Here is a 24,567-nt window from a genome sequence, read left to right on the forward strand (position 1 = left end):
CTCAGGCCGAGGCCCGCGGATGGGCCTGGTCGTACGCCTTCCGCTTCTGCTGGTCGGTCAGGTGCGTGTAGATCTGCGTCGTCGAGATGCTCGCGTGGCCCAGCGCATCCTGCACGTACCGGAGCGGCATCCCCCCGGCGAGCATGTGCGTCGCATACGTGTGGCGGAGCGTGTGCGGCGTAATCGCTGTATCGAGCCCCGCCTCCTTCGCGTAGTTCTTCAGGATCAGCCAGAAGCCCTGCCGCGTTAGCCGCTCGCCCCGCCGGTTCACGAAGAGCGCCGTCTCGCGCCGGTTCCGAACCAGCCGCGGCCGCACGTGGAAGATGTACTGCCGCAGCTCGTCCACCGCCGTCGGCGGCAGCGTCAGCACCCGCTCCTTGTCGCCCTTGCCGACGCAGCGCACCGTCACCGGGTCGCTCTCCAGGGCCACGTCGTTCACGTCGAGCGATACCAGCTCCGTCACCCGCAGGCCGGTCGCATACGCCAGTTCGAGCATCGCCTTGTCCCGGCGGGCCTCCGGCGTGTTCCGGCGGGCCGGCTGCTCCAGCAGCTCGTCCACTTCCTCCACCGTCAGTGCCCGCGGAAGCTGCTTGCCAACCTGCGGCGACTTCACCTGCTCGGTGGGGTCCGCCTCGATGATGCCCTCGCCCGCGAGGAAGCTGAAGAACGACTTAATCGTCGCGACCTTCCGCGCCACCGTCGTGTCCTTGTACTTCCGCCCCCGGAGGTGCTCCACGAACGCGACGAGCTGGTCCTTCGTCATCGCCTCCAGCGCAGTCCCCGGGAACGCGCTTTCCATAAATCCCGTGAACTGCAGCAGATCGTTCCGGTATGCGCTCAGCGTGTTCGTCGAGGCGTTCTTCTCCACAGCGAGAAAATTCAAAAACTGGTCGATGCGCTCGTTGGTCACGTCGCGTTACCTCGGTGCCGTTGCGGTCGTGGGTTCCAGGGGCGGCGCAATGATAGGCAGCCCCCATCCCGGGTGTCCACGCATTTCGAGCCCCGTTCCGTGAATTTCCGTGATCCCGTGTGCATGCACCCGTATCACGAAAGGAAATCCGCCAGTCCCGGGCCATGCGCTGCGCTCCATACCCTGAGGCTAGCCCGCCGCGATGAACTGCGCACCCCCGGCCCCCGTTCCCCGACCGGCTGGTAAGCTGTGCCTCACGTCCTTCCCCGGAGAGTGATGCTCATGGTCTCGCTCGAACTCAACGACGAAGAAAAGCTCGTCCAGCAGGTCGCCCGCGACTTCGCCCGCAAAGAGATCCGCCCCGTCGCCGCCTACTACGACGAGCGCGAAGAGGTCCCCTACGACCTCATCAAGAAGGCCGCCGCCATCGGTTTCGGCATCTCGAAGCAGGGCTCCCTCCTCGATGGCGCCGGCTCCTCCCTCATCCCCTCCATCATCGCCGAGGAGCTCTCCTGGGGGTGCGCCGGGATCGCCCTCGCCATCAACAGCTCCGGCCTTGCCGCCGCTGCCATCGCCGCCACCGGCACCCCCGAGCAGCGGGAGCAGTGGCTTGCCGCCATCGCCTCCGATGAGCACGAAGTCCACCTGGGCGCCATGTGTCTCACCGAGCCTGATGCCGGCTCCGACGTCGCCAACATCCAGACGACCGCCACCCGCGACGGCGACTTCTACGTCCTCAACGGCGAAAAGCAGTTCATCACCAACGGCGGAATCGCCGATGTCCACGTCGTCTTCGCCACCGAGGACCGCTCGAAAGGCTGGGGGGGCATCAGCGCCTTCGTCGTGCCGAAGGGCACACCCGGCCTCCAGCAGGGTACCGTCTGGAAGAAGATGGGCATCCGCGCCTCCCATACCGCGAACGTCATCTTCAACGACTGCCGCATCCCGGCCGAATACAAGCTCGGCGCACCCGCAAAGCCCGGCGGCTCGGCCGGCCCCGGCGCCATCGGCGCCCTCATGACCCTCGAGCGGACCCGGCCCGTCGTCGGCGCCTACGCCGTCGGAATCGCCCGCGCCGCCTACGAATACGCCCTCGACTACGCCAAAACCCGCGTCCAGTTCGGCCGCCCGATCATTAAGAACCAGGGCATCTCCTTCATGCTGGCCGACATGGCCATGGCCGTCGATTCCGCCCGCCTCATGGTCTGGCGCGCCGCCTGGATGGCCGGCGCCAACGTCCCCTACCTCCAGGCCGAAGGCTCCATGGCGAAGTGCTACGCCTCCGATGTCGCCATGAAGGTCACCGTCGATGCCGTTCAGGTCCTCGGCGGGCAGGGCTACATGCGCGACCACCCCGTCGAAAAGTGGGTCCGCGACGCCAAGATCTTCCAGATTTTCGAAGGCACCAATCAGATCCAGCGGCTCGTCATCGGCCGCGCCCTCGAAGCCCTGCCCCCGCGCGGCTGAGACGTGCCGCATCGCCGCCCACGCAAACGGCCCGCCGGTTGCCGGCGGGCCGTTCTTCATGTCCGTCCGGGGCCGTTCGAGCCCTCAGCCCTGCGGAATCTCCTCGCAGCCGCCCGCCGGACCACCGTGCGGGTCGGCCCCGCGGAAGGTCAGCGCGCCGTCGCGCCCTCCGAATTCCGCCCCGTCCCACGCCGCGGCGCCCGCAGACGCTGCGTCCGAAGCCAGGCTCCCGCTCTCCTCCAGCACCAGGGTCGTATCCCCGGCCGGCGCCCCCCGCGTCATCAGGACGGCAGCAAGCGGCAGGAGCGCAAACGTTAACGGAAGCGCCACAAGAATGGCGAAGCTCCGGCGCACAGGCGACCTCCTTAACCAGCTGGCATGCAGTCTACCACGCCCGTCCAGCCCCCGGCTTGCTCCCGTCCAGACCCCGGCGCATGCTGGGAATGGATCATGCCCGTTCACCCCCGCGAGACCATCGCCGTCATCGACGTCGGCTCCAACTCCGTCCGCCTCCTCGTCGCCCGCGCCCTCAGCCTCACCGCCTTCGAAGTCATCGACGAGGCCCGCTACGACGCCCGCCTGGGGGCTGGCCAGGCCGGCGGCAACCTCACCCCCGAAGGCATGGAACGCGGCCTCCGCGCGCTCGCCATCATGACTCAGCTTGCAGAGTCCTACAGCCCCGCGCGCCTCCTCGCCGTCGGCACCGAGGCCCTTCGCCGGGCCCCCAACGCCGACGAATTCCTCGAACGGGTCCGCGAGCGCACCGGCGTGCGCATCCGCGTCCTCTCCGGCTTCGAAGAAGCCCACGCCGGCTACATCGGCGTCATCAACAGCACTGCACTCACCGACGGCTACCTCCTCGACCTCGGGGGTGGGTCCCTCGAACTCATGGCCATCGCCGGCCGCCAGCTCCGCGAAGTCCAGTCCGTCCCCCTCGGCGCCATCTACAGCCGCGAAACCTACCTCCACTCCGACCCGCCCGCTCCGCGCGAGATCCGCGCCCTCCGCAAGGCCGTCCGCCGCTCCTTCATCCCGGTCGCCGGCGCTCCGCCGGTCCTGTTCGGCACCGGCGGAGCCGTGCGCAACCTCGCCCGGATCGTCCGCATCCGGCGGCGGTATCCGCTGGGTCGGCTCCACGGCCTCGAACTGACCCGCAAGGAGGTCACCCGCCTCGCCCGCGAGCTGAGCGCCGTCCCGACCGAGGCCCGCCGCCGCATCCCCGGCGTCAGCGCCAACCGTGCCGACCTCCTCCACGCAGCCGCGATCGTGATCGACGAAGTTATGGACATCCTTGGCGCGCCGTGCCTCACCGTGTCCGGACAGGGTCTCCGCGAAGGCCTCGCCTGGCAGGCGATTCGCGGCGAATCGCCGGTCCTGCCCGACGTGCGCGCGGCCAGCATCGCCGGCCTTGCCCTCGCCAACGGCGTCGACGTCATCTCCGCCGAGCCGACGGTTCTTGCAGCCGCCGCGCTCTTTGACGCAACCCGCACCCTCCACGGCCTGCCCGATGCCGACCGCAGCCTCCTCCTCGATGCCGCCCGCCTCGCCGGCATCGGCATGCACATCGACTACTACAACCGCGACCGCCACGCCGAGTACCTCGTCCACAGCGGCGACCTCCACGGCTACGCTCACCGCGAAGTCGTCCTCCTCGCCGCACTCGTCCGCTGGGCCGATTCCGGCACCCCCGACCTTTCGCCCTACCGCGCCATCATCCAGCCCGACGACACCCGCCGGGCCGCCGTCCTCGCCTCACTCCTCGGCCTCGCCCGGGCCATCCGCCGGCGCACCCCTTCACCCATCCACGACGTGCGCGCCGTGCTCGAAGGTGACACGCTGCGCCTGCAGCTCACCGCATCCGCGCCAATCGACGTCGAGCTGTACGAGCTGGAGAACCGGCGGCGCCGGTTCGAGGCCACGCTGCGCTGCCGCCTCGTCGTCGAGCACGCGACGGGCAGCTAACCCTTCCGCTCCCCCGCAACCCGCCGCAGCACGCCCGGCGGGATCAGCCACTCGAGCCAGCACCCGCCCGGCCGCGGCTCCCCTGCCGACCGGGCCAGCGCAGCCCCGCCCTTCTTGAACGTTACCGCCATGCCCGCCGGGTCCCCGGTCACCAGGTAGGCCAGCAGCTCCCCCATCCACGGCTCGTGCCCCACCAGCGCGACCGGCGATGCGTCAGTCTCCGCCGCCGCCTCGATGACGGCGTCGTAGTCCGCGCTCGCCAGCGCCTCGCAGACGCGCACCCGTCCCAGTCCGTACGTCTCCCGCAGGATCTCTGCCGTCTGCATAGCCCGAAGCCACGGCGAACTCAGGATCGCCTGCGGCGCAATCAGTCGCGCCAGCCCCCGGGCGGCCTCCTCCATCCGCGCCCGGCCCTCTGGAGTCAAAGGACGCTCCGCATCGCTCGCCATAGTGCCCCGCTCCACCGCAATCGCGTGCCTGACGAGCAGGAGGTCCATCGGTCCAGCCTACCTTCCCGGCGGGGTTCCTCCGCCCTCAGCAGGCTCGAACCCTGCCAGCCCAATCTCGACCACCTTCCACTGCCCCACGACCGGCCGCCACGTCGTCGCGACCGTCACGCTGCCCATCGACGAGCGGAACCGCACTCGGTAGCGCGCCTCCTCCGGCGAAGCGGCCTCCTCTTCGACCTCGAACCCGTCGATCGACGGCAGCTGCGACGGCGAGAGCCCCTGCGCACCCGAGGCAAGCTGCATCAGCTGCGCCATCGCCTCAGGCGCAAGGTCGGCCATTACCTGCGCGAGATTCCCGGTCATCACCGCCCGCGCTGTTCGTTCGACCGCCGCGCGGACGTCGCCCGGCTCGGCACTCACGACGCCGTCACTTCCTTCACGTCGTCAATCTGCCACTTCCCGCCGTTCTCCACCCACTTGCTCCAGACGACGCGGGTCGTATCGCCGATGTACGAAATCTCCACCTCGTTGTTGCCGAGGTCCTTGATCTCGAACCGCGTCGCCCGGATTGGGTTGGCGGCGAGCGCCATCACCTTCGCCATCGCATTGGGCGTAAAGTCACCCATCAGCCCGGCCACGTTCCCCGTGACTACATCTTGCGCATGTCGTTCCTGCGTCGCCCGCAAATCGGCCATTTTGTGATATACCTCTTTCTGAGTCCGCTATAGTGCGCCACAGATTCAAACGGGTGCCCCGTCTGTCTCGTTATGGTCGCGTCGGTACCCTAAAATTCGCCCGTGTCGCTGTCAAACTGCTGTCACCGGCGCCCCCTCATCGGGCTCCTTCTCCGGCGGCTTCGATCTCGCGACGCAGCCCCCTCGCAGTTGCAACCAGGAATGGGTGGTATCTCAAACAACCGGCCCATCAGGCCCAACGACCAGGAGGCTGGCTTCCTGGCGACCACGGCGGTACCGCTGCGTTCACCGGGGTGCTCCACCGCTGGGCCGGTTGGCCCCCGTCAACCGGCCCACGACCGGCCCAATCGGCCCACTTCCGGGTGCGGCCCCGCCTGCATTCGGCCCATCGGCGGCGTGGCGGACGGGCAGTCCCGACGGCGCGGCTGCTCAGGCGCCGAACGGCTGTCGAGCCCCGGCCGCATGACGGCCCCGCCCGCCTGTGCCCCACCGGGCCATGGAATCCTGCCCCGGTGGATGACATGCCAGGCGTTGGTCCCGGCCTCGGGCCACGGTTGTTGACGAGCCCATCAATCCACGGGCAGCCGGGCGGTACCGACCTCGCGGTGATGACCTTTTCCACCTCCGTCGTCGGCGCCTGGCATTGCGAGACGTTGGGCCGCTGTGCCGCCGTTCCGGCCCATGTGACGCCCTGGACTCCCAAAGCTGCTACCAGGGGTTCGAAGGTAGAGGCAGCGGCGTCGTCGTGGCATCTCACCGCGTCAACGGAGCGGTCCCCCTTGTGACCCTTGGGTGCCGATCGCACAATCCCGGCTATGCGCTTCGGTGCTGTCATCACGCTGCTTTTCGCTGCGGCCGTGCTGGCTGCCTGCGGCGATGACAGCGAGGAGCTGCAGGCCCTTCGGGAGGAGGTCGCCGCACTTCGCACCCAGGTCTCGGAAGCGTCGGCCGCATCGCCCGGTCCCGGAACACTTTCAACGCCATCCCCCACGCCCACGGCGACCTTCACACCGACGGCAACAGCGATTCCGGAGCCGCCGACCGCCACGCCGACATCACCTCCACCTCCGCCGCCCCCACCAACGCCTACGCCGGTCGCAACCCCAAGCCCGCGCCTGACGGCGGAGCAGGTCCGGCAAGCGGCGTATTCGCGTTTCGGGCACTGTGTCCAGCAGGGGAGTAAGGTTGCTGTACCCTCGGCGTTGTTTTTTGGCGCCACCTACGTCGGTGACGGTGTCTGGAGTGTTATTGGGCCCATGGTAAATGTTAATTTCTACCGCGGGAATTTCAACGCGACGCTTAGCGAGGCCACAATGACCTGGCTCGTGATCTTCGGGCCCCCGGAGTGCCGGTAGCCTGCTCGTCCCGGGGCGGCCTCAGGCCGGGGCACATCTGGCAGCATTGCGGCCAGGGTCCGATACCGGCCGAGGTGGACGACTTGTGCCTCCTCTTGCCTCTGCACCCCTGGCAGTCTCAGCGGTCATGAACGTCGCGGCCCGTGTCGCTTACTCGGGGTCGTCGACGCCGCGCCCCGGCGTCCAGGCGATGGGTGACGACAGGAAGAAATTGTCCTTACCGGCGTTGTCACCGGCCGCCGACAGGGTTGGAGCATTCCTGCATGCAGGGTTTTCGGGTCCGGCTCAGCAACGGCACGGTCGCTGCTCCGCCTTGCCCGCGTGCAGGATGCGCCGGGGCGCCGGCAGGCGCCCCGCCGATAAGGCATAGCGCGTTGGCCGCGGCATCCGCACACCCCAGGAGAGGCGATGCCGCTACTCGGTTGCTAATCCATAGGCCGGCTCACACAGCGAGGTCCGTCGCCCGAGGGCGCATCGCCGGTCCACGGCAGCCTCCTCCACTGGGGTGCATCAGCCCTGGCGTGTCCGGCGCCGGGCGCCGGATGGTGGACGGTCCGTCGCGATGCCGCGATTGTTCGCGTAGGTCCGAGGACGTTTGACCCCTTTGCAGCCGTCGAACGAGTCCTGGCGAACCTGCCGCGGCCTGGACGACGCTATCTGATTGACGCCTCGGTAGCTTCCCGTGTCGGTTACGGTCCGACGGCCGTCATCGTCGCCCCTCCCCGATGGCGGCCGACGCTGCTATCTCCTGGCATGGCCCGGCGCATGTCGGCATCTCCCGGCGACAGTCACTCCCGACTGCGCCTTCGACGGCCCCCGACCGCCTCCGGCGGTATGTGCAAGGACGATCGCGGTAGTCTCCCGGGCAAGGTCGACGCCATCCTTCGGGTTCAACAATGGGCTCGCAAAGATGCAGAAGTGCGGTGTTGTGTGCGCCGGCGGGTGGGAACCAGAACCGCACAAGGGCCTGTAAAGGCGGGTCCCGACACGGTTCGTCCTGGGCGATACCCCTGGACTGCTCATGCGGACTTGGCGCTCGCGTCCAGCCCATGTCGTCCATGGCGTCCTCCCGCATGCCCCGCTTCGGCGTGCGTTCCAGCAGAACTCGAGCAACCGCATCGTCGGGTCCGCGCTTCAACGTGCTCTCGGGGTCTCCCACGAGCATGTTCATAGCCCCGGTCCTGGCATCGTGGGGTGGCCGAAGGCAACAGCCGAGGCGCCCGATTGCCCGGTGATTTCGGTCGCTGCCTCTGCTATGCGCTCAAGGCTGGCTCTCGCGGGAGTGCCGTCCGACATCATGGTTTGATTGGCCTCTGGTAGTATCTCGACCGACTTCTAGGAGAAATTTCTGATCTTCACACCTTCCATGCATAAGGAAAAAGGCAATTGATTGCTGAAGGTTAAAGCAGTATTTGCTCTCGAATGATTCCTAACTAACTTCGCGCGTGAAAATCTTTCGGAAGGTCCAGTATTGTATATAACTTCGTGAGATTTAGATCTAAATATAATTGCTCTTATCACAGGCTGGAAGTTAACCTCAGCGCGTTGACCGCGAGCCGGAGGGAAGCGAGAATACTGGCCCACGGCGGACCGGCGTTCGCGAGAAATGTCGCCTAAATGTCGCAGTCGACGATACCCCGGTTCTCCGTGCCACGTTCCGACTCGACGGGAGGTAGTGACGATGGACGAGAAGGGAAAGGAATGGGAGGCGCAGAGGGAGGAGGAGCTCCGGAGGTTGTACCAGCGCGGAATCTTCATCCCGCTTACCTCACGCTCGGAGGAGCCTGAGGAGGCTGCAAGCGAGGAGCAGGAGGAGGAAGACAAGGACAAGAAGAGCGGACAGTCGGCCTAGGCTTCACGGAGACCATACGGTCACAGACTGTGCAAGGCCCGTATGCCCCCCCGGGGGCTGCCTTGCGGGCTTACGCGTTCGACGGGCTCCCGTGCAGCCTGAAATGCGGCCCGGGGCCTGGCTCCGGCCGTCCCGGAGCTGGTCAGGGGCGCCGGACCTCATTTGCCTGCTGGCTGGCCGACTTTGCCCATCTCAACCTGTTCCGCGGCTAGGCCCGCCCTTCGCCTGCGGTGGGTTTTCCTTGTCCTCCTGGCGGGCGGCCAAATCAGGAGTCTGTCGCGGGGCAAGCGGCAGCAGCCGTAGCCAGGCGATGCCCTTTGGTCTGATGTCCGCGAGGACGGCCGAGTTCGCCCGTTCCGGTGGTGAGGACAAGCTGGCGAGTAGCAGAGGCTGAACGTGCGCAGCCGGTTCGGCGCCCGTTTGGCCCCGGATGTCGCTGGTTGCCGGAATGGCCCAGCCTGGCGATGCGGAGCTGACTCCTGCCGATTGCGTCTCGGGCCAAGGGGAAGGCGGTTAACCCGGCGCGTGCAGTGCCCAACCTGCGGTGCGCAGTTGGTACGAATCTCCCTGTTCCCAGAGGCACCAGCTGCGTACCGGAGGGGGCCACGCTGCCGTCGGCGCCGACGCGGCGCCGACGCGGGGCCCCATGGCGCCTCAGCCGCGAAGGAAGCCGGTACGCGGCCCGGTGCGGCAGGCGGCACCCGCGAGTGCCGCGTCGCCAGCCGCCAGGGGATCCTGCGCTGTCCACGGCGCCCGTCGAACGGCCGGGCATCGACGCTGCGAACGTCGTGCTGGGGGGCGGGGGCTTGTCATCTTTCGATGAGGTCCCCCGGAGCCGGTGGGTTGCCAGTGAGCTCTGTTTGACCTCGGTCGTTCGCGCAAGCCGGAGCTCGGCGTGAGGAAGGCGTGCCGCTGCTGCGAACGCAGAAGCATGACGCGAATTTGTCGCATACAGGCTCGCGTTCCTTCGTAAGAATCCAGCCACGAGCATCATCCGGTGTGGCCGCTCCAGGCATCCACAGCTCACTTAGTTGAATGCCGGATGTCCATGGCTGCTTTGGCGTTGATGTCGGTGGGCCTGTCGGAAGGTAAACGTGCCAGGTTAGTGTCGCTTCGCCGTCCAGCCACTCAGGAACCGGGCGAAGGGGTTGCATCCGCAGTTCGGGCTGCGGCAGAATAGTGGCCCGGAAAGCTGAACCGCCAGTGCATAGGCGACCCTGCCGTTCCAATCTTTGCGCAGAACTTGGAGGAATAAATCAATGCCCGATCGACAGGCAATGGAAGATCTTAAAAAAAGCATGACGCCCGAAAGATTGGCAAAGCTAATCGCGGAAGCATATGGCACTTCAGTCAATTCAGACAATCCTGAGGAGGTCGCCATGCGTCTCATCAAGGAATTCGGATTCGAGACTGTCCTTGATACTTTCTTCGATCCCGATCCTTATATTAGAGACGAGGTCATCGGCGGTCGGATGAGGGAGATGTCGGATTCTTCTCTCGACGTCGCTCGGTGGCTCAAAAGCAATGGAGACGACTACTCCGCTTATGTAGAAGCGACAGTATACAGTGGAAGGTTCTACAATTCCTCCTGGTGTGATGCAACTGAAATTGGGGTAGTTTTGGACGACGGAAGTTATATGGACCTCGAATGGGCGTGTGACTCCCTTGACTGGCGTGAGGCTGTAGACGATCTTCCGGTCGGAGAATACACGGTCGTGGGGAGTGCTCCGATTGTTAACGAGGTCATAGAGCGGCTCAGGTCGCGGGGGTCGAAGGTGTGGGATGAGAAGTCTGCCGCCGAGTGGGACGACGAAGAAGAGTCCGACGATTCGGAGGCCTGAGAGCGCTTCGAGCACGGCCGACGGGGTACCACGCGACCGATGATAGGGGGTGAAGGGAAAGCCCCCTCCCCCAGTGGTCCTTGGGTGTCCCTGCGTCTCGGGAAGGCTTCAGGGCTGCCACGCCTGCGCCTGGCGGCAAAGGCGCAGGCGGCCGAAAGGACCTGCTCGGTCGTGGCGAATGGGCCTTCGGGCAATCCCTGTCCGCCCGGTGCGCCTCGCAACGAAACTCTGCAGCTGGCTCGACTCCCGCCGCCAGGTCCGAACCGCGGCTGCACACCCCGCCAACTCCCCCGCGCAGGACCGGGGGCTCCGCTTCTGCCCTTCGCCCGGGCCGCCAGGCTCGCTTGAGCACCAGCCGCGGGCCGGACCCCGGCGGCCTGGGCGGGGGGACGCGGCCGTTTGCAACACCTGGCGGTCGCCCCGGCGACAGCCCCTTCCTGTGGTCCGGGAATTACCGGCGCGCGCCGGGCGGAGGTCGCGCTGCCGGCTTCCCATTCTGCCCGGCCTCGAAATGCGGCTAGACGTACGGGCGCGCCACCCAACCTCCGTCTCCCCGGGACGGCCACGCGTCACTTGTCTGATGGCTCGCCGGTGAGCAGCCCGGGCGTCCCGGCCATTTCCCGCGCATCCCTCCGCGTTGACCGGTCCCCGCCGTGCGGCGGAGCGTGGCCAGGGGTCTTGCGTGCGGCCCCTGCGATGGGGCATACTGCGGCGTGATGCGAACTGCTTGCGCTTGCCGCCGTCCCCTAGCACATCCGGTGGGCGAAGTCAATAGAGTTGCAACCATCGAATCCCCGCGAGGGGACTGAAACTCGAACTTGTCACGGTACTCTTCGGGAACAATCACCTCTGTTGCAACCATCGAATCCCCGCGAGGGGACTGAAACGTGAGGTATTTTTCGTCGATCCACCGGGTGCCGGAGTTGCAACCATCGAATCCCCGCGAGGGGACTGAAACTCAGCTGCACCTGGACGTCGATGGTGTCGAGCCGTCCCCAGAGTTGCAACCATCGAATCCCCGCGAGGGGACTGAAACCGAACGCGGCGGGCCTGGAAGCCATTCACCTCAACGGTGAAGTTGCAACCATCGAATCCCCGCGAGGGGACTGAAACTCGTCCAGCGCTGCCAGAAAGCGGGCGGCATCGTTCATGAGTTGCAACCATCGAATCCCCGCGAGGGGACTGAAACACAGTCATCCCGCGAATCTCGACCGTCTCGACGGTCTCGATGTTGCAACCATCGAATCCCCGCGAGGGGACTGAAACTTCTTAACGTTCTCTTCATAGGGAGACATGCTTCCCGATGTTGCAACCATCGAATCCCCGCGAGGGGACTGAAGCCTGAGGGTCCTCTCTCCGAGAGGGGCTCTCGCATGGTTGCAACCATCGAATCCCCGCGAGGGGACTGAAACTTCTTCATCGATTTCTCGCGTTCCCGAGTAGGAGTAACGCGCCGTTGCAACCATCGAATCCCCGCGAGGGGACTGAAACTCCTTCGGAGCGATCGTGACCCACTCCCCGTCCTGGACGCCGGGGCTGTTGCAACCATCGAATCCCCGCGAGGGGACTGAAACTGTACGAGTTCCTCTGGAAGGTGGGCCAGCTGGTCGTCGACCAGTTGCAACCATCGAATCCCCGCGAGGGGACTGAAACCGGGTGACCGAGGGGATGAAGTCGAGAGGGTAGCTGTACCGGTTGCAACCATCGAATCCCCGCGAGGGGACTGAAACTCACGAGAGGGAGTGATCCGCCGAATAGTTGCGAACGGCATTGAGTTGCAACCATCGAATCCCCGCGAGGGGACTGAAACGGCACGGCGGCCTCCTCCGAAATGGACAGGCCGAAAATCGGGTTGCAACCATCGAATCCCCGCGAGGGGGCTGAAACTAACCCGACATGGGCCCGACGAGGTACACAGTGCCGGAGTTGCAACCATCGAATCCCCGCGAGGGGACTGAAACGCGGTCGACAGGCTCGCCGCCCAGCGCTCCACGGTCTGCAGCCGGGGTTGCAACCATCGAATCCCCGCGAGGGGACTGAAACAGGAAGCTAACCAGGCTTCTGTTCGAGGCCAGATCCTTAAGTTGCAACCATCGAATCCCCGCGAGGGGACTGAAACGTCGACCCCGGCCCGGCGCACGGCATGGCGGGCTGCCGTTGCAACCATCGAATCCCCGCCAGGGGACAGCAGCAACACCTCGTCAATCCGGGCGTGGCGCTCGTTCGCCCGGTTGTAACGGTCGAATCCTCGCCACTCGACGGCACCAGTGTTCGCTCTCACGACACGTCCAGTCTCGGCCGGAGCTCAGCCCATGCGAGAATTCAAAGTAGGCGACTATACGTACAGGGCAATTTCCGCCGACGACGTGTTCCAGAAAACCCGCCTCAGCCGCGCCCACCCGCCCTGGTACGTCGTGCCCGGTTCGTCCGCCGGCGAATGGGTCCTCTACTGGCACTGCCGCGCTCGCTACATGGTCGATGTCACCCAAACCCGTCCGCACTCCCCCATCGACCGGCTCCGTTTTCGGCTTCAGCGGGCATGGGCCCGGGTGGCCGGAAGGCGCTCGCAGCGCGGGCGCGACTATACCACCTGCAAAGACTGCTGGTATTTCAGCCGGCGGGAACTCGATACGTTCGTCCTGCTCCTCGCCAGCTGGAGCAACGAGAAGCTGGCCGACTTCATGTTCGACTGGATGACCCTCGTAAACCAGCGGGATGTGCTCCTGGGCGACCACGACTTCGTGCTGCCCATCCCCGATTGGCCATTCGGGCTGGCCAAGGCGCTCGGGGGCTTTCGATACTTCGGCCGTAAGGACGGTGCCCTCTACCTCACCGAAACCCACCCCGAGCTTGTCGACCCTACCGCCGATTGACCCGCGCCTGGCCCCCGGCCCTGTCGCCCGTGAACGCTCTCACAGCCGGCGGCGAGCCTTACTCGGTGCCCGTACCCGAAGCCCGCTCGCTCGCCGCCCGGCGCCGCCCGGCCGCAGTCGCAACGTCGACGCACCCGAACCCCGTGCTCACCTTCGCACCCACCCCCGCAAACCGCGCGAACCGCGCCAGCACCCCAACCAGCCCGGCGTACGGTCCCTCGCTCTGCCGCGCCTCGAATTCCGCCGCGCCGACGAACCCCGGCACGAGCCCTTTCAGCTGGACTGCGACGCTCGCCAGCCGGTGCCGCCGGACCACGATCCCGTCCAGGGCCGTCCCCGCCTCGACGCCGAGGTCGACCGGCGCCCAGGTCTGCCATCGCTCCAGCAGGCCCCCGAACACCAGCTGCGGCACGGGCAGGGGCAGGTAGTTGCCCCGTGACCGGAACGTCGTCGGCGTCACGAAGGTCATCGTCGCCCGCGATTCCGGAGCCGGCGCGAGCAGTCCCGCCGCCAGGTCCGGCCACGTGCACCGCTCCACCAGCGCCTCCCCCTCCCGGCGCCACCACCGTGCGTTGAGGAGGAGCCGATCCGGCATCGCCCGGCTCAGCTCCTGCACGAACGGCGCCAGGAGTCCATACGCCGTGATCACCAGCCGCACATCCGGCTGCCGCCGCAGCGCAATCGAAAACGGCTTCTCCCCGGACATATCGTGCAGCGCGGTGGCGAGCCCGTCATCGCGGGTGGCGAGTTCGCGGTAGAACCATGCCTGCAGCGCCCGGCCGATGAACACCGTCTCCTCGGCCTGATCCTCCCACCTGCCGGGGATCTCGATCCGCACCAGCTCGTTCACCGGACCGGCTCTGCCCCCGAGACCATCACCCATCCCATCGGCAGCCAGCCGCCGGGACCGTCGACCACCCGGTGCCCGACCGGGAAGTTTGCCGGGTCCGGCGACTTCGAACGCGACAGGCGGTAGCGGTAGAGCAGCTGCCGCATCAGGTCACGGTCGTCCCGCAGGTGCCGGCCGATCGTCTTGGCGACCCACCCCGTGCCGAAACCGACCGGGAAAACAGTCTGGCCAGCCGGCACCTTTCCTTCGAAGTTCGAGGCCACACCCGGGTCGAGTCGTCGCCAGTGCGCCAGCTCGATCTCCCGCAATGCGGCGCCCCACGTCTGGAGCACGCCCAGGAGGTTGCTCCCGAACAGCACTTTCCGGTCATCATCCAGCTCCTTCCACGGCGACCATGCCGCCGGGGCCATCGCCAGTGTGGTAACGAACTGCGCCCCCGGGCTGACCGCCTCGACCCACACCGGGATCGCCTGCCGGCCGCGCGACGACACCGACCGTACCTGCACCTCCGACGCAACCATCTTTAGCTCCCCGACCGGGAAGGCATCGGCCAGCCGCAGCCACCGGTTGACGTCGCGGTTCGGGAAGTCGCGCCCCTCAACGGTGTGCTCGATGTTGACATCGAACGCCCGCCGTTCCACGCCCCGGGCTGCCTGCTCCCGGGATCCTTCCCCGGCTCGGACCAGCCCCCGGACCGTGTCCCGGTTCCGCTGAACGAAGGCATCGAGCAGCGCCGAACGGAATGCGCCCTTCAGGGTCGACCCCGGCAGGTAGGCCCGTCCCATCCCGTCCCGGATGAAGGCGAGCAGGTCCTGCCCGACGGCGCGTGTGCCGTACACCGGCAGGATGGCGCGCGTTGCCTGCTCAAGCGTGCGTGGGTCAAGCGCGGCCGCAATCCGGCCGTCGGCAATGCGCGGAATCAGCTGGTCCGGCAGCAGTTCCAGCGCCCGGTCCACGTCGACCAGGCGGACGGCCTTCCCGCCTTCGTCGCGGAAATCGTAGTCGCGGTGGTAGCGGATTCCGGACCCGATGTGCAGCGGGGTGAGGACCTGGAACGTGAGACGGAACTGGACCAAGCGCGGCTGGCTCACAGGCGCACCTCGTCGAGAAAGAGTCCGAACCCGTACCGGTAGACCGGGTGCCCGCCCCCAGCTTCCGGCGTCACGTCCGCCAGCCCGCCACCCGGCCCGCTGCCGCCGAGGTACGAACCTTCGGCCAGCATCGCCACCCGCCGGGAGCGCCATCCGTTCCATGCCTCGGAGGCGATCCAGCCGCCGCGCTCGACGACGCGGTATCCCCGGGTCTCGTCCAGCTCGAATGCGCCTGCCGCCAGGTCCGCCGGTGACGGCCAGCAGAGCGAAAGGGTCGGGCCCGCCGCCGGGTTCGCGGTGACCGGTAGCTCGCACGCATGGGGGCCAAGGAGTTCGAACCGGCCCATGCCGCTCGAGCGCTCCCCGCCGATCCCGGCCTCCCCAAGCACCCGGAGGCAGATGGTGAGGTGCTCGCGCACCGCCTCGTCTGCCACCAGCGCGACTACCCCCGGAATGACCCTCGATGCCGTTCCGTTTGAGCTCCCGGGCGGTGCGAAGTGGGTCGCCGCCGACTCGTACAACGCCGACGCGCCCGACCGGCGGTCGACCGTCACTCGCGACCTCGACTGCACCTCCCAGGGCCGGGCCAGCTCATGGCCATCTAAACCGGCGCCCAGCAACTCACCGAACCGCCTCGGCTCCCGGGAGCTTCCCTCCGCCCCGAACAGCCACCGGTACGCGGCCCTATCAATGAAGGACACCTGCCGAAGCAATTTTCGGTCGTCGAGCTGGCGGACCGGCTTGCGGACCGGGAGCGGGAAGAAAATCTCCCCCGGCCCCGAGTCGTCCCACCGGACCGGCAACATGCTCGAAATCCGCAGCTGCGGCTCCGGCGACTTCAGCCCGTCCAGCAGCCGCTGCAGGGCTTCGTTGCCGAACACCGCCTTCGTCGCCCAGCAGAGCGCTCCAAAGAGCGTGTCCGAGGCAGCCAAAGCCCGCGCGCGGTCGATGTCCTCCGCGTGCGAGCCGAGCCGCAGTGGCGCTCGCGGCTGAAGCCCGAAGACCCAGGCAGTCGCGGGCATGGCTACGCAGTCGCCCAGGCGACCAGGTCAGCGAGGCCCTTCCGCAGGTCGGCAACGCTCTCGTAGACCGCGGGTCCCTCCCCCGGGATCAGCTGCTGGCCGTCGACCTTCAGCCGGCGCACCGAGATGTTCTTGAACGCGACCCTCCCCGAGCCGCGTGCGCCCGATGAGCCGAGCGCATCAGCCTCCAGCAGCTCGAGCCCATCGGCCAGCCATTGCAGCGCTGTGGCGACATTGTCGCCCTGGTAGACGAACAGGCCGATCTCGCACGGCCCGAACTCCGACCCTGCGGGGACACGCTCCATCGTGCGCGGGACCGCCGCGGAGGTAACCCGGTCGATCGCTGCCTCCGATTTCAGCTCCGTGAACGGGAGGTCCGTCGCCGCCTCCATCAGCCGCTCCACCGAAGCCGGGGTAAGGAAGGTGTCCGAGAATCGGAGCCGCGTCTGGCAGAGCCACCGCTCCTGCGGCGCCGGCGCGCCGAACAGCTGGCAGAGCGTGCAGTTTGCGTAATCCTTTTCTCCTTTGCAGGCGTGGACGCGGACGCGGTCCCCATGAATCGGCCAGTTCTGGTCGAGCCCGTGAACCCGCTCCAGGAGCGACCGCATCTTCCCTTTTATTGATGAGCCGGGGATGTAGGGCTGCCGCGTCAGCGGGTCGCGCACCACCGGGTTGTCGACGCCCCCGATCGTCAGCGATGCCTCCTGGGCGCCGATGCGCAGTCCCGTCCGGGCAATGAGGGTCGAGCGTATGGTCAGAATTCCAGTGATAACTGCAGCGTTTTCACTCATCCTTTTTTTCTTCCGGAAGATATGCAACAACAGCTTCGAAGAACTCGACGAACCTCCTGAATCGCTGTTCTTCCTCATGAGGGTCATCATGTTTTAACTGGCGAATCATAGCGATAAGAGCTGACGCGATTTCGCCAAGGTTTTGCTTCTCCCTTTGTGCTCTCTTAGTCTGATAAACCAGCCTCGGCTCGAGAAGCCTCGCCCTGCGCAGTGCCCGTGCCCGGTCCTGGTCGAGCAGGAAATCGATCCGTCGCGCCTCGCCGTAGAGGCGCCGTACCGAGGTGCGCGTCGCGCCGGAGTTCTTCGCAAGCTCCTCCGCCAGGCTGATCAGGGCCTCCACCTCGCCGCGAACAATGATTTTTTCAGCCGCTGACGCGAATCTCGACGCGTCGACCGCAGCTGCCCGGCCCTGCTGCTGCGCCCCGCGGTTGCCCTGGTAGCCTCCCTGGCCCGGCCGTTGATACTGCGTCATACTCACGCACCTCCTGTCCGTCGTCTCTGTTCCGTGTCGCCATCGCTGGCCGTCCGCAGCTCGGCAAGCCGGGCCGCGAGCGCAACACGCCGGCCCCCCGGCTCGCCGTCAGCCGCCGGTTCAAACGCCGCCTTGCGCAGGTCCATCAGCACCTCCTCCGCGTCCCGGTGGTCCCTCGCCACCCGGTTCAGCTGGTAGTACGAGCGCCAGATCAGCGGCTCGTAGCGGCCCGGCGCAGCCTTTTCCAGCAGCTGCAGGTGCTGAAGCGCCCGCCGGGCGAGCTGCTTCTTGTCGTCCTGCCCTCGGACAAGCTCGACAAGCTTCTGCTCATACGCTCGCACCGTCTCGAATCCCGGCCACTTCAGCCACACATCCAGTGCGACAAGCGCGTTCTTCGCCTCGGCGCCGTTCGGCCGCTGACCCTTCGCCGCCCGCAGCGCCTCCTCGGCAGCCTCGATTCCGGCCTGCACCGGCCGATGCGCATGTGCGGCCACCACGCCCGCCGAGAAGTGGAGGTCATCGTTTCCGGCGGTCCACCGCGTGAACTCCTGCCGCAGCTCGCTTGCGAAATCGAGCACATCGAAGAGCGGCCCTGCCAGTGCGACATCGTCGCCGCCGCTAAACACCAGGTAGATGTTCCGGAACCGCTCCGCTGCGAGCTCCGGAAGGTACGCTTCGAAAAACAGCGAAAGCGCCGTACTCACCGCCAGGAACCGTGACGGCGACGGCGGCCGTTCCGTGAAGTACTGCTGCAGGAACAGACCGAGGTCGTCGACGTCGGCCTTCATCGTTGCGATTAGCTTCCGCCCCTCGCCCTGCTCGGCAATCTCCTCGAAGTCGAGCAGCCCATCTCTGGATCGCGGCGCATACCGGCCCGTCGCCACGAGCCGCGCACACGGGAGCTTCTTCAGCCCCTCGGAATCCAGGGCGATGACCGCCCCTCGCACCACCCGCTCCGGCGGCCTGTCCGTGAGCTCCACCCGGTGGCCGAGCTCGGCCATCACCTTTCGCCACCCGCTCAAACGTTCACCCGGCCCCGCGGGCTCCAGCAGGACAAACTTCGAATCCAGCAAAGCCCGGCCCAGGTCCTCGAGCGACGCGCAAAACTCGCACACCCTCCGCTCCACCCCGTCGTCATCCTCGACGCGCCCGCCAATCGCCTCCCGGCCGCACGTCCTGCACGCCCGGCCCATCGAGGCCACCGCCTGCGGCCGGAACAGCTCCCCGCTCCGCGCCAGCGCTTCGAACTTGCGGGACTTCCGCACCGAAAGCGCCTCGCGCAGCTGGCGGTAAACCTCGTGAAACGCCCGGAGCTCCTCACCTGAACACACCAGCCCCGCCAGGTTCAGCGAAAGCCCCGGTCCGTGCGCCGCAACCAGCACCCGGTCCAGCTCCTCCTGGAGGTCGCGGACCATCCCAACCCGTCCAGCCGGCACGGCGACCACAAACTGGCCGCCGACCACCGAGAACGCACACCACGGCGGCACCCCGCAGCGAATGGCTACCCAGCGGGCCGCGACCAGGCTCAGCAACTGTATATAAAAGGAACGGGCCCGCAGGGCCCTGGCCGCCCTCCGGCTCCCCGTGTCATGGATGAACTCCTGGATCCCTGATGCGTCCCCGGCGACCAGGCCAATCCGTGCCCCGGCCGAATCCTCCGCCCGGCTGCCGTCTGCCGCCAGGGCCGCGGCGAACGCTCCCGCCAGGTGCAGGTGGGTCGCCAGCGGGATATCCGCCACCGCCGTCATAAACGCCGACGGCACGCCCATCGCGCCCCGGTACACCGCACCCGTGAGGTGTTCGCTCAGCGCGAGCCAGTCCCCGCCCGACAGTGCCGCCGCCGCCTCCAGCCCCGACCGCAGCCCGTCGAACACCTCCCCGAAGGCAGCGCGCGCAGAATCGGCATCGCCGGCCCGCAACTGCCCAAAGAGCAGCCGAGAGTCCAGCAGTCCCGGCCGAATGAACACCTCGTCCCGTTTCTTTGCCAGCGGGTGCAACAGCGCAGGGGCCGACCGACCTCCGTCATGTCCCACTCGGTCATACCGGTCGTCCCGCTCGCCCGCAGAGAGGTGGTCGCCCAGCACCACCCATCGGACCAGGTCGCCGAGTTCGCCAGCATTCGGCGCATGGTGCAGCGCCGCCGCATCCGCCAGGCCGCGGAACTCCGGCAGCGTCTCCTTCGCCAGCGTCCCGCTCATCGCCGCATGGGCGTACCGGTACCGCCGTTTGCAGCTGTCGCAATCGTCCCACCGCACCTGGTGCCGTTCCGGCGTCTCGCAGTCGAAACGCGAAGGCTCCGTCCCGCGCCCCGGCACCTGCGCCCATACCTTGCCCAGGTCGTGGAACAACCCGGCGCAATATGCCCGCAGGGTCTCCTCCGAAATCTCCCAGGACATCATGTCGCTCCAGCAAGTGCAGGAGACCGCATCCTAGCACACGGCTGTGCACGAGGTGAACCCCTTCTTCGCGACAAATAGACGACAATTGCGCGCTGACCTTCGGCTCCCCAATAATCGTGGCCGTGTCGACCATCCTCCTCGCTACCATCGGCAAGCGCGACCCCTTCCACGAGGGCGAACCAACAGGGCCCCTCCGCCTTGCGCGTGAGACGACACCCGACAGGGCGCTCCTGGTCGCCACCGAGGCCGTCCGCCCCCAGGCCGAGGCAACCGCCGCCGAACTCCAGGCCCTCGGCATCGAGGTCGCCATCGACATCCTCGACGACCTTCGCCGCGGCGTCCCCGACCTCGCAGTCAGCGTTTCCGACCTCCTCCTCGCCGGGCGCGACCTCGTCCGCCGCCACCCGGAGCTCAAAGAGGCCGAGGTCATCGCCTGCTTCACCTCCGGCACCCCCCAGATGAGCACCGCCTTCACCCTCGTCGTCCGCTCCCTGCTCCCGGACGCCCGCCACTTCCAGGCCCTGGACCCCTCGCAAACCATCCGCGAGCCCCTGCGCGAGTTCGACCCCGATATCCTGGGCCACCTCGATGCCCGCGACCGCACCCTCGAGTCGCTCGCCCGGGGCGATGCCGCCGCAGCGGCTGCCTCCGGTGTACCCCTCCTCCACCTTCCATCACAGGTTCCGCCGCCATGGGACCAGAAGGCCCTCAAAGCCGCCGTCACCATCGCCGAGGCGCTCGCCGCCGTCGAAAACTACCAGCGCCAGTGGCTCGCCCAGCTCGCCGCCAACATCCCCGCCAGGGCCGGCGGCGTCGACCTCGCCGGGCTCAAAGCCTGGCTCCAGCAGGCGGCAAACGATGACCTCGCCTGGGGCGCCGAGCTCGGCGCCTGCTTCCTCCGCCTCGACTCCCTCAACCGTCCCACCCAGGCCGTCCTCGTCGCTGCCACCGCAGCCGAAGTTCTCCTCACCGCCGGCCTCAGGCAATGCGGCATCGACCCCGACGACATCCGCGACCCGGCCCGGTTGCCGTCCGGCTTCAGCGAAGTCGACCTCATGCCCATCGACGGCGGCCGCTGGCGCATCGAAGGCGCCCAGCGCCGCGCGAAGCTGCTCGAAGCACTCTCCCCCGACTACCGCCGCGCCGTCGAAACGCACGCTGGCGAAACCCTCCGCGCCCGCCTCGCCGGCGCCCGGAACGACGCCGTCCACAAGGGCCGGCAGGTCCCCAGCGAAAGCCTCGAAGCCGCCAAAGCCTACCTCGAAATCCTCGCCGCGGCCGTCGGCGCCCCTGCGCCTTCCAGTCTCCCCACAGCCCCCTCGAGTCTCGGTGCTCTTGTCCAGCCATGGCGTTCCTGACCTGCCCCGTACGGAGGTGTGCTGCGCTGCCGAGTCTCCACTTACTGGAGCACTTGGCGTTCGATAGATGTAGCAAGTCTCTCGTGGGGCGATTACTAGGTCATACCCAAGGGGTAATCCCGTGAACCTTGAGCGCTCGGTTGCGCTCTTGCGAACTTAGGCGAATGAAATGCACAGCGCGTTATACTTGCTCGATAAGCTCATTTCATTATGGGATGACTTTGACCAGAAGCCAGATTACTATCTGCGTGATTTAATTCCTTCGATAATAGCTTATAGAGATCTGAGTAGATTTTCGTTCATAGAAAAGAAATTAATTCAACAGTTAAAGTCTCTTATGTCTGAAGAAGAGTGGAACAATCTCGCAAATCTGATTGAGGAGCGGCGGACGGGGAGATTGCATGTCTTGCGGTCAGACAAGGAGCGCCACTTGGGGGCCAAAAGGGAGCTCCGTCCCCGGGACGAGGAGGAGCTTCGCCTGGAGGCTATATGGCAGCTCCGTCCCCGGGACGAGGAGGAGCTTCGCCGTTGGGCTGCAGAGGAGCGCCGCCTGCGGGGTGAATGGGAGCGTCGGCGCCGGGAGGAAGCAGAGGAGCGGCGCCGCCGGGATGAAGAGGAGCGGCGCCGCCGCGAGGAGGAGGAGCGACGCCGTCGCGAGAAGGAGGAGGAGCGGCGGCGTCGTGAGGAAGAGGAGCGGCGCCGCCGCGTCGCTCTCGTTCAGCGAATTCGGCATGCACTTGAAACAGATTACCTCAATGCTGACCGCGTTTTCGCCAGCGACCCCGACGCCAGCCTGCTCTCGGCTGAAGAATACCGCAGGCTCAAGGTGGACTTCGTCCGGGAGTGGAGCCGCCGGGAGCTGGGCTTGGAACTCGACGACGAGCAGGCGGCCGCGGTCGCCCTGGCCGCCGGCAATACCCTGGTCGTTGCCCGCGCCGGCAGCGGCAAGACCACTGCCCTCACGGCGCGCGCCGCATTCCTCCAGAAGCATTGTCGCATCGAGCCACGCGAGCTGCTCCTGCTTGCGTTCAACCGGGATGCGGCGAACGAAATGAAGAAACGTCTGCGCACGTTCCTCGGCGAGAATGTGCCGCATGTCATGACGTTTCACGCTCTCGCACACGCGATCGTCAAACCACTATCTCGTATCCTCTCTGACCAAAAGGATGAAGATCAGCTCGACCTGAGCAAATTCGTTCAGGATGTCATCGATGACCTCATACGCTCCGAACGGTACGCTGACAGAATTAAGCAATTCATGCTGGCATATTATAAAGAAGACTGGGATCAGATTATCAGAAACAAATTTAATCTTCCTATTGCCCATTTTTTGGCGTACAGACGATCACTAGAACGGGAGACACTCGCTGGAGAATTCGTCAAGTCATATGGCGAGAAGTTGATAGCTAATATCCTCTTCGAGCACGGAATAGAATACAAATATGAGAAGCCATTCCGATGGGGCGAAAGTGTTTACCGGCCTGATTTTACCATCTATTTCGACAATCGAAGAGGAGGACTGATTATCGAATATTTCGGCTTAAAAGGCGAACCGGACTACGATGCGCTCGCTGAAGACAAGATCCGCTACTGGGGTAGCAGACCTCAGTGGAATTTGATCTATTTTTCTTCTGAAGACATATCCCGGCACGGGCCAGATCGGTTTGCTTCTATACTGCTCGGTGCATTGGACAGATTCGGAATCAGATACCGAAAGCTTTCAGATCATGAGATATGGGCCAAAGTTAAGCACCGGGCCATCGATAGATTTACAGAGGCGGTAGTCTCCTTTGTGAACAGGGCAAGAGCGCTTGGCGTTAGTGCTGACGACCTGAGAGAAAAAGTGCTGCACCACAGCTCGATAAGCCAGTTTGAAGCAGACTTCCTGGAGGTCGCCTGCGAGATCTATGATTCATATGTTGATCGTCTGGCGTCCCAGAATCTCCTGGATTTTCCCGGGTTACTTTGGTCTGCCGTGGAGCGCATCAAAAATGGCGAGACGAGCTTTGTCAGAGATAGAGGTAGAGAGTCAGGCAATTTGAAGACGATTAAATACGTCCTTGTCGACGAGTTCCAGGATATGAGCACGGCGTTTATCGAACTGTTGTTGGCGATCAAAGGCGTCTCTGATTCGTCAGGATTCTTCGGCGTAGGTGACAACTGGCAGGCTATTAACAGGTTTGCCGGAGCTGATATCAGATACTTTGGAAACTTTGAGGACATATTTACTTCTCCTTATAAATTCTTGCTGTTAAACAACTATCGGTCAGATGCCAGGATTGTAGAAACGGGAAACGCGATCATGGCCCCATCAGATGAGCGAGGTGGTGTCGCTGTGTCTCGCCGAGATGGAGAAGTCATGATATTTGATATGGCAAAGTGGCGTTCTCGAGACGCCGAAAAGCAGCGCCACGGTGACGACGAAATCACGCCGGCGGCACTGCGTCTGATATGGCACTGTCTCTCTGGCGGTCAAAGGGTGCTGGTGCTGTTCAGGGCCCGGACGATTCCTTGGTATATCCGGTGGTTGATTGGGCCCGGGGAAAAAGATGGCGTAGAGGCACTGCAGGAACATTTCCGCTCAGCCATTCCAGAGCGTCTGCGAGGAATGGTTACGGTGAATACTGCTCATTCCGCGAAGGGTAAGGAAGAGGACGCGGTGATCATTCTGGATGCGCGGGACGGCAGGTTCCCGCTCATTCATCCCCTCTGGGTGACCGGACGCGTGTTCGGTGATTCCCTGCTCTCGATCGGCAGCGACGAGCGGCGGTTGTTTTACGTGGCTGCGACCCGGGCGAAGCACGCCCTGTACTTCGTCACCGACTCCCGGCGGGGCAGCACGTTTCTCGCCGGTGTCCGGTCGCATGCCAACGTCGCAAGCGGAGACTGGCGGAAGCTGGCGGGGCCGCCTTGCGTCGCCATTGAGGCAGAAGCGGGGCCAGGTCGCAAACTGTCGCGGTACGGCTTTCGACCTGTGCGTGCAGGGCGGGGCGACGGCGTGTGGCGGAAGGACGTTCCGCTCGTCGACTTCTCGTGGGATCGAGTGCTGAGCCAGCTCCGTTCGGTCGACCTCCTCGGCGTCCGGGCCATTGATGACGAAGGCAACGTGCTGCACGAGTGGTCTGCGGGGGTACGCCGCAGTGATGCCGGTGAATGAGCCGCCCGCGCCATCCGCACCGG

19 protein-coding genes and 1 CRISPR repeat array are annotated in these 24,567 nt (G+C 65.8%); of the genes, 7 read left to right on the forward strand and 12 right to left on the reverse strand.

Annotated elements, in window-relative coordinates:
• Position 1: 1 nt before the first annotated feature.
• Positions 2-910 carry a site-specific tyrosine recombinase XerD gene (gene xerD / locus Tbon_RS10340; RefSeq protein ID WP_192497912.1) on the reverse strand — a complete coding sequence of 303 codons (909 nt, stop codon included), beginning with the start codon at positions 908-910 and terminating at the stop codon, positions 2-4.
• 282 nt (positions 911-1,192) lie between these two features.
• Here xerD and Tbon_RS10345 point away from each other — a divergent pair, with 282 nt between their 5' ends.
• Positions 1,193-2,377 carry an acyl-CoA dehydrogenase family protein gene (locus Tbon_RS10345; protein ID WP_158067629.1) on the forward strand — a complete coding sequence of 395 codons (1,185 nt, stop codon included), beginning with the start codon at positions 1,193-1,195 and terminating at the stop codon, positions 2,375-2,377.
• A gap of 84 nt (positions 2,378-2,461) precedes the next feature.
• On the opposite strand, the gene Tbon_RS10350 is transcribed toward Tbon_RS10345, so the two are convergent.
• The gene (locus tag Tbon_RS10350; protein ID WP_158067630.1) at positions 2,462-2,731 is read right to left on the reverse strand and encodes a hypothetical protein; all 270 of its coding nucleotides are present in this window, start codon (positions 2,729-2,731) and stop codon (positions 2,462-2,464) included.
• Between the two features lie 96 nt (positions 2,732-2,827).
• Between Tbon_RS10350 and Tbon_RS10355 the strand changes: the two genes are divergently transcribed.
• Positions 2,828-4,339 carry a Ppx/GppA phosphatase family protein gene (locus Tbon_RS10355; protein ID WP_192497913.1) on the forward strand — a complete coding sequence of 504 codons (1,512 nt, stop codon included), beginning with the start codon at positions 2,828-2,830 and terminating at the stop codon, positions 4,337-4,339.
• On the opposite strand, the gene Tbon_RS10360 is transcribed toward Tbon_RS10355, so the two are convergent.
• The 3 genes from Tbon_RS10360 to Tbon_RS10370 are packed head-to-tail and all read right to left on the reverse strand — an operon-like array spanning position 4,336 to position 5,414.
• On the reverse strand, positions 4,336-4,836 hold the full coding sequence (locus Tbon_RS10360) for a SixA phosphatase family protein (RefSeq protein WP_158067632.1): 501 nt from the start codon (positions 4,834-4,836) through the stop codon (positions 4,336-4,338). The genes Tbon_RS10355 and Tbon_RS10360 overlap by 4 nt on opposite strands.
• 9 nt (positions 4,837-4,845) lie before the next feature.
• Positions 4,846-5,208, reverse strand: coding sequence for a hypothetical protein (locus tag Tbon_RS10365; protein ID WP_158067633.1), 363 nt, complete (start codon positions 5,206-5,208; stop codon positions 4,846-4,848).
• Positions 5,205-5,414 (reverse strand): hypothetical protein, encoded by a 210-nt coding sequence (locus tag Tbon_RS10370; RefSeq protein WP_158067634.1) that lies wholly within the window; start codon positions 5,412-5,414, stop codon positions 5,205-5,207. Before Tbon_RS10370 ends, Tbon_RS10365 begins: the two co-directional genes overlap by 4 nt.
• Before the next feature lie 3,105 nt (positions 5,415-8,519).
• Between Tbon_RS10370 and Tbon_RS13920 the strand changes: the two genes are divergently transcribed.
• From Tbon_RS13920 to Tbon_RS10380, 3 genes are all read left to right on the forward strand, one after another.
• Entirely contained in the window at positions 8,520-8,690 is a 171-nt protein-coding gene (locus Tbon_RS13920; RefSeq protein ID WP_192497914.1) for a hypothetical protein, read from the forward strand.
• A 1,259-nt stretch (positions 8,691-9,949) separates the two neighbouring features.
• Positions 9,950-10,531 (forward strand): hypothetical protein, encoded by a 582-nt coding sequence (locus tag Tbon_RS10375; RefSeq protein WP_158067635.1) that lies wholly within the window; start codon positions 9,950-9,952, stop codon positions 10,529-10,531.
• Between the two features lie 776 nt (positions 10,532-11,307).
• Positions 11,308-12,723: a CRISPR direct-repeat array (repeat unit 36 nt; unit sequence GTTGCAACCATCGAATCCCCGCGAGGGGACTGAAAC).
• Between the two features lie 120 nt (positions 12,724-12,843).
• The gene (locus tag Tbon_RS10380) at positions 12,844-13,404 is read left to right on the forward strand and encodes a hypothetical protein (protein WP_158067636.1); all 561 of its coding nucleotides are present in this window, start codon (positions 12,844-12,846) and stop codon (positions 13,402-13,404) included.
• Between the two features lie 58 nt (positions 13,405-13,462).
• Here Tbon_RS10380 and cas6 read toward each other — a convergent pair whose 3' ends face one another.
• The 6 genes from cas6 to cas10 are packed head-to-tail and all read right to left on the reverse strand — an operon-like array spanning position 13,463 to position 20,026.
• Positions 13,463-14,254: a CRISPR system precrRNA processing endoribonuclease RAMP protein Cas6 gene (gene cas6 / locus Tbon_RS10385; protein ID WP_192497915.1), complete on the reverse strand. Its 792-nt coding sequence runs from the start codon at positions 14,252-14,254 to the stop codon at positions 13,463-13,465.
• Positions 14,251-15,345 (reverse strand): type III-A CRISPR-associated RAMP protein Csm5, encoded by a 1,095-nt coding sequence (gene csm5, locus Tbon_RS10390; protein ID WP_192497916.1) that lies wholly within the window; start codon positions 15,343-15,345, stop codon positions 14,251-14,253. The genes cas6 and csm5 overlap by 4 nt, the downstream gene beginning before the upstream one ends.
• Positions 15,342-16,367, reverse strand: coding sequence for a type III-A CRISPR-associated RAMP protein Csm4 (csm4, locus tag Tbon_RS13925; protein WP_192497917.1), 1,026 nt, complete (start codon positions 16,365-16,367; stop codon positions 15,342-15,344). The genes csm5 and csm4 overlap by 4 nt, the downstream gene beginning before the upstream one ends.
• A 2-nt stretch (positions 16,368-16,369) precedes the next feature.
• Entirely contained in the window at positions 16,370-17,158 is a 789-nt protein-coding gene (csm3, locus tag Tbon_RS10395; RefSeq protein WP_192497918.1) for a type III-A CRISPR-associated RAMP protein Csm3, read from the reverse strand.
• Entirely contained in the window at positions 17,151-17,630 is a 480-nt protein-coding gene (gene csm2 / locus Tbon_RS10400; RefSeq protein WP_158067640.1) for a type III-A CRISPR-associated protein Csm2, read from the reverse strand. The genes csm3 and csm2 overlap by 8 nt, the downstream gene beginning before the upstream one ends.
• Before the next feature lie 2 nt (positions 17,631-17,632).
• Positions 17,633-20,026 (reverse strand): type III-A CRISPR-associated protein Cas10/Csm1, encoded by a 2,394-nt coding sequence (cas10, locus tag Tbon_RS10405; protein WP_192497919.1) that lies wholly within the window; start codon positions 20,024-20,026, stop codon positions 17,633-17,635.
• Positions 20,027-20,151: 125 nt separating this feature from the next.
• Here cas10 and Tbon_RS10410 point away from each other — a divergent pair, with 125 nt between their 5' ends.
• Positions 20,152-21,387, forward strand: coding sequence for a hypothetical protein (locus tag Tbon_RS10410; protein WP_158067642.1), 1,236 nt, complete (start codon positions 20,152-20,154; stop codon positions 21,385-21,387).
• Between the two features lie 412 nt (positions 21,388-21,799).
• Here the strand turns inward: Tbon_RS10410 and Tbon_RS13930 are convergent, their stop codons facing one another.
• Complete coding sequence (locus Tbon_RS13930; RefSeq protein ID WP_192497920.1) at positions 21,800-22,120, reverse strand: hypothetical protein; 321 nt, start codon at positions 22,118-22,120, stop codon at positions 21,800-21,802.
• 132 nt (positions 22,121-22,252) lie between these two features.
• Between Tbon_RS13930 and Tbon_RS10415 the strand changes: the two genes are divergently transcribed.
• Positions 22,253-24,544, forward strand: coding sequence for a UvrD-helicase domain-containing protein (locus Tbon_RS10415; protein WP_192497921.1), 2,292 nt, complete (start codon positions 22,253-22,255; stop codon positions 24,542-24,544).
• The last annotated feature ends 23 nt before the right edge of the window (positions 24,545-24,567 follow it).

Source organism: Tepidiforma bonchosmolovskayae (genome assembly GCF_008838325.1).
In the GTDB taxonomy this organism is placed as follows: domain Bacteria; phylum Chloroflexota; class Dehalococcoidia; order Tepidiformales; family Tepidiformaceae; genus Tepidiforma; species Tepidiforma bonchosmolovskayae.

Excerpts from the sequence above, each read along its gene's own strand:
- Tbon_RS10345 (WP_158067629.1), top strand. The coding sequence starts at position 1,193 with ATGGTCTCGCTCGAACTCAACGACGAAGAAAAGCTCGTCCAGCAGGTC.
- Tbon_RS10355 (WP_192497913.1), top strand. The coding sequence starts at position 2,828 with ATGCCCGTTCACCCCCGCGAGACCATCGCCGTCATCGACGTCGGCTCC.
- Tbon_RS10360 (WP_158067632.1), bottom strand. The coding sequence starts at position 4,836 with ATGGACCTCCTGCTCGTCAGGCACGCGATTGCGGTGGAGCGGGGCACT.
- Tbon_RS10370 (WP_158067634.1), bottom strand. The coding sequence starts at position 5,414 with ATGGGTGACTTTACGCCCAATGCGATGGCGAAGGTGATGGCGCTCGCC.
- Tbon_RS13920 (WP_192497914.1), top strand. The coding sequence starts at position 8,520 with ATGGACGAGAAGGGAAAGGAATGGGAGGCGCAGAGGGAGGAGGAGCTC.
- Tbon_RS10375 (WP_158067635.1), top strand. The coding sequence starts at position 9,950 with ATGCCCGATCGACAGGCAATGGAAGATCTTAAAAAAAGCATGACGCCC.
- Tbon_RS10380 (WP_158067636.1), top strand. The coding sequence starts at position 12,844 with ATGCGAGAATTCAAAGTAGGCGACTATACGTACAGGGCAATTTCCGCC.
- csm4 (WP_192497917.1), bottom strand. The coding sequence starts at position 16,367 with ATGCCCGCGACTGCCTGGGTCTTCGGGCTTCAGCCGCGAGCGCCACTG.
- csm3 (WP_192497918.1), bottom strand. The coding sequence starts at position 17,158 with ATGAGTGAAAACGCTGCAGTTATCACTGGAATTCTGACCATACGCTCG.
- csm2 (WP_158067640.1), bottom strand. The coding sequence starts at position 17,630 with ATGACGCAGTATCAACGGCCGGGCCAGGGAGGCTACCAGGGCAACCGC.
- cas10 (WP_192497919.1), bottom strand. The coding sequence starts at position 20,026 with ATGTCCTGGGAGATTTCGGAGGAGACCCTGCGGGCATATTGCGCCGGG.
- Tbon_RS13930 (WP_192497920.1), bottom strand. The coding sequence starts at position 22,120 with ATGCCGAATTCGCTGAACGAGAGCGACGCGGCGGCGCCGCTCCTCTTC.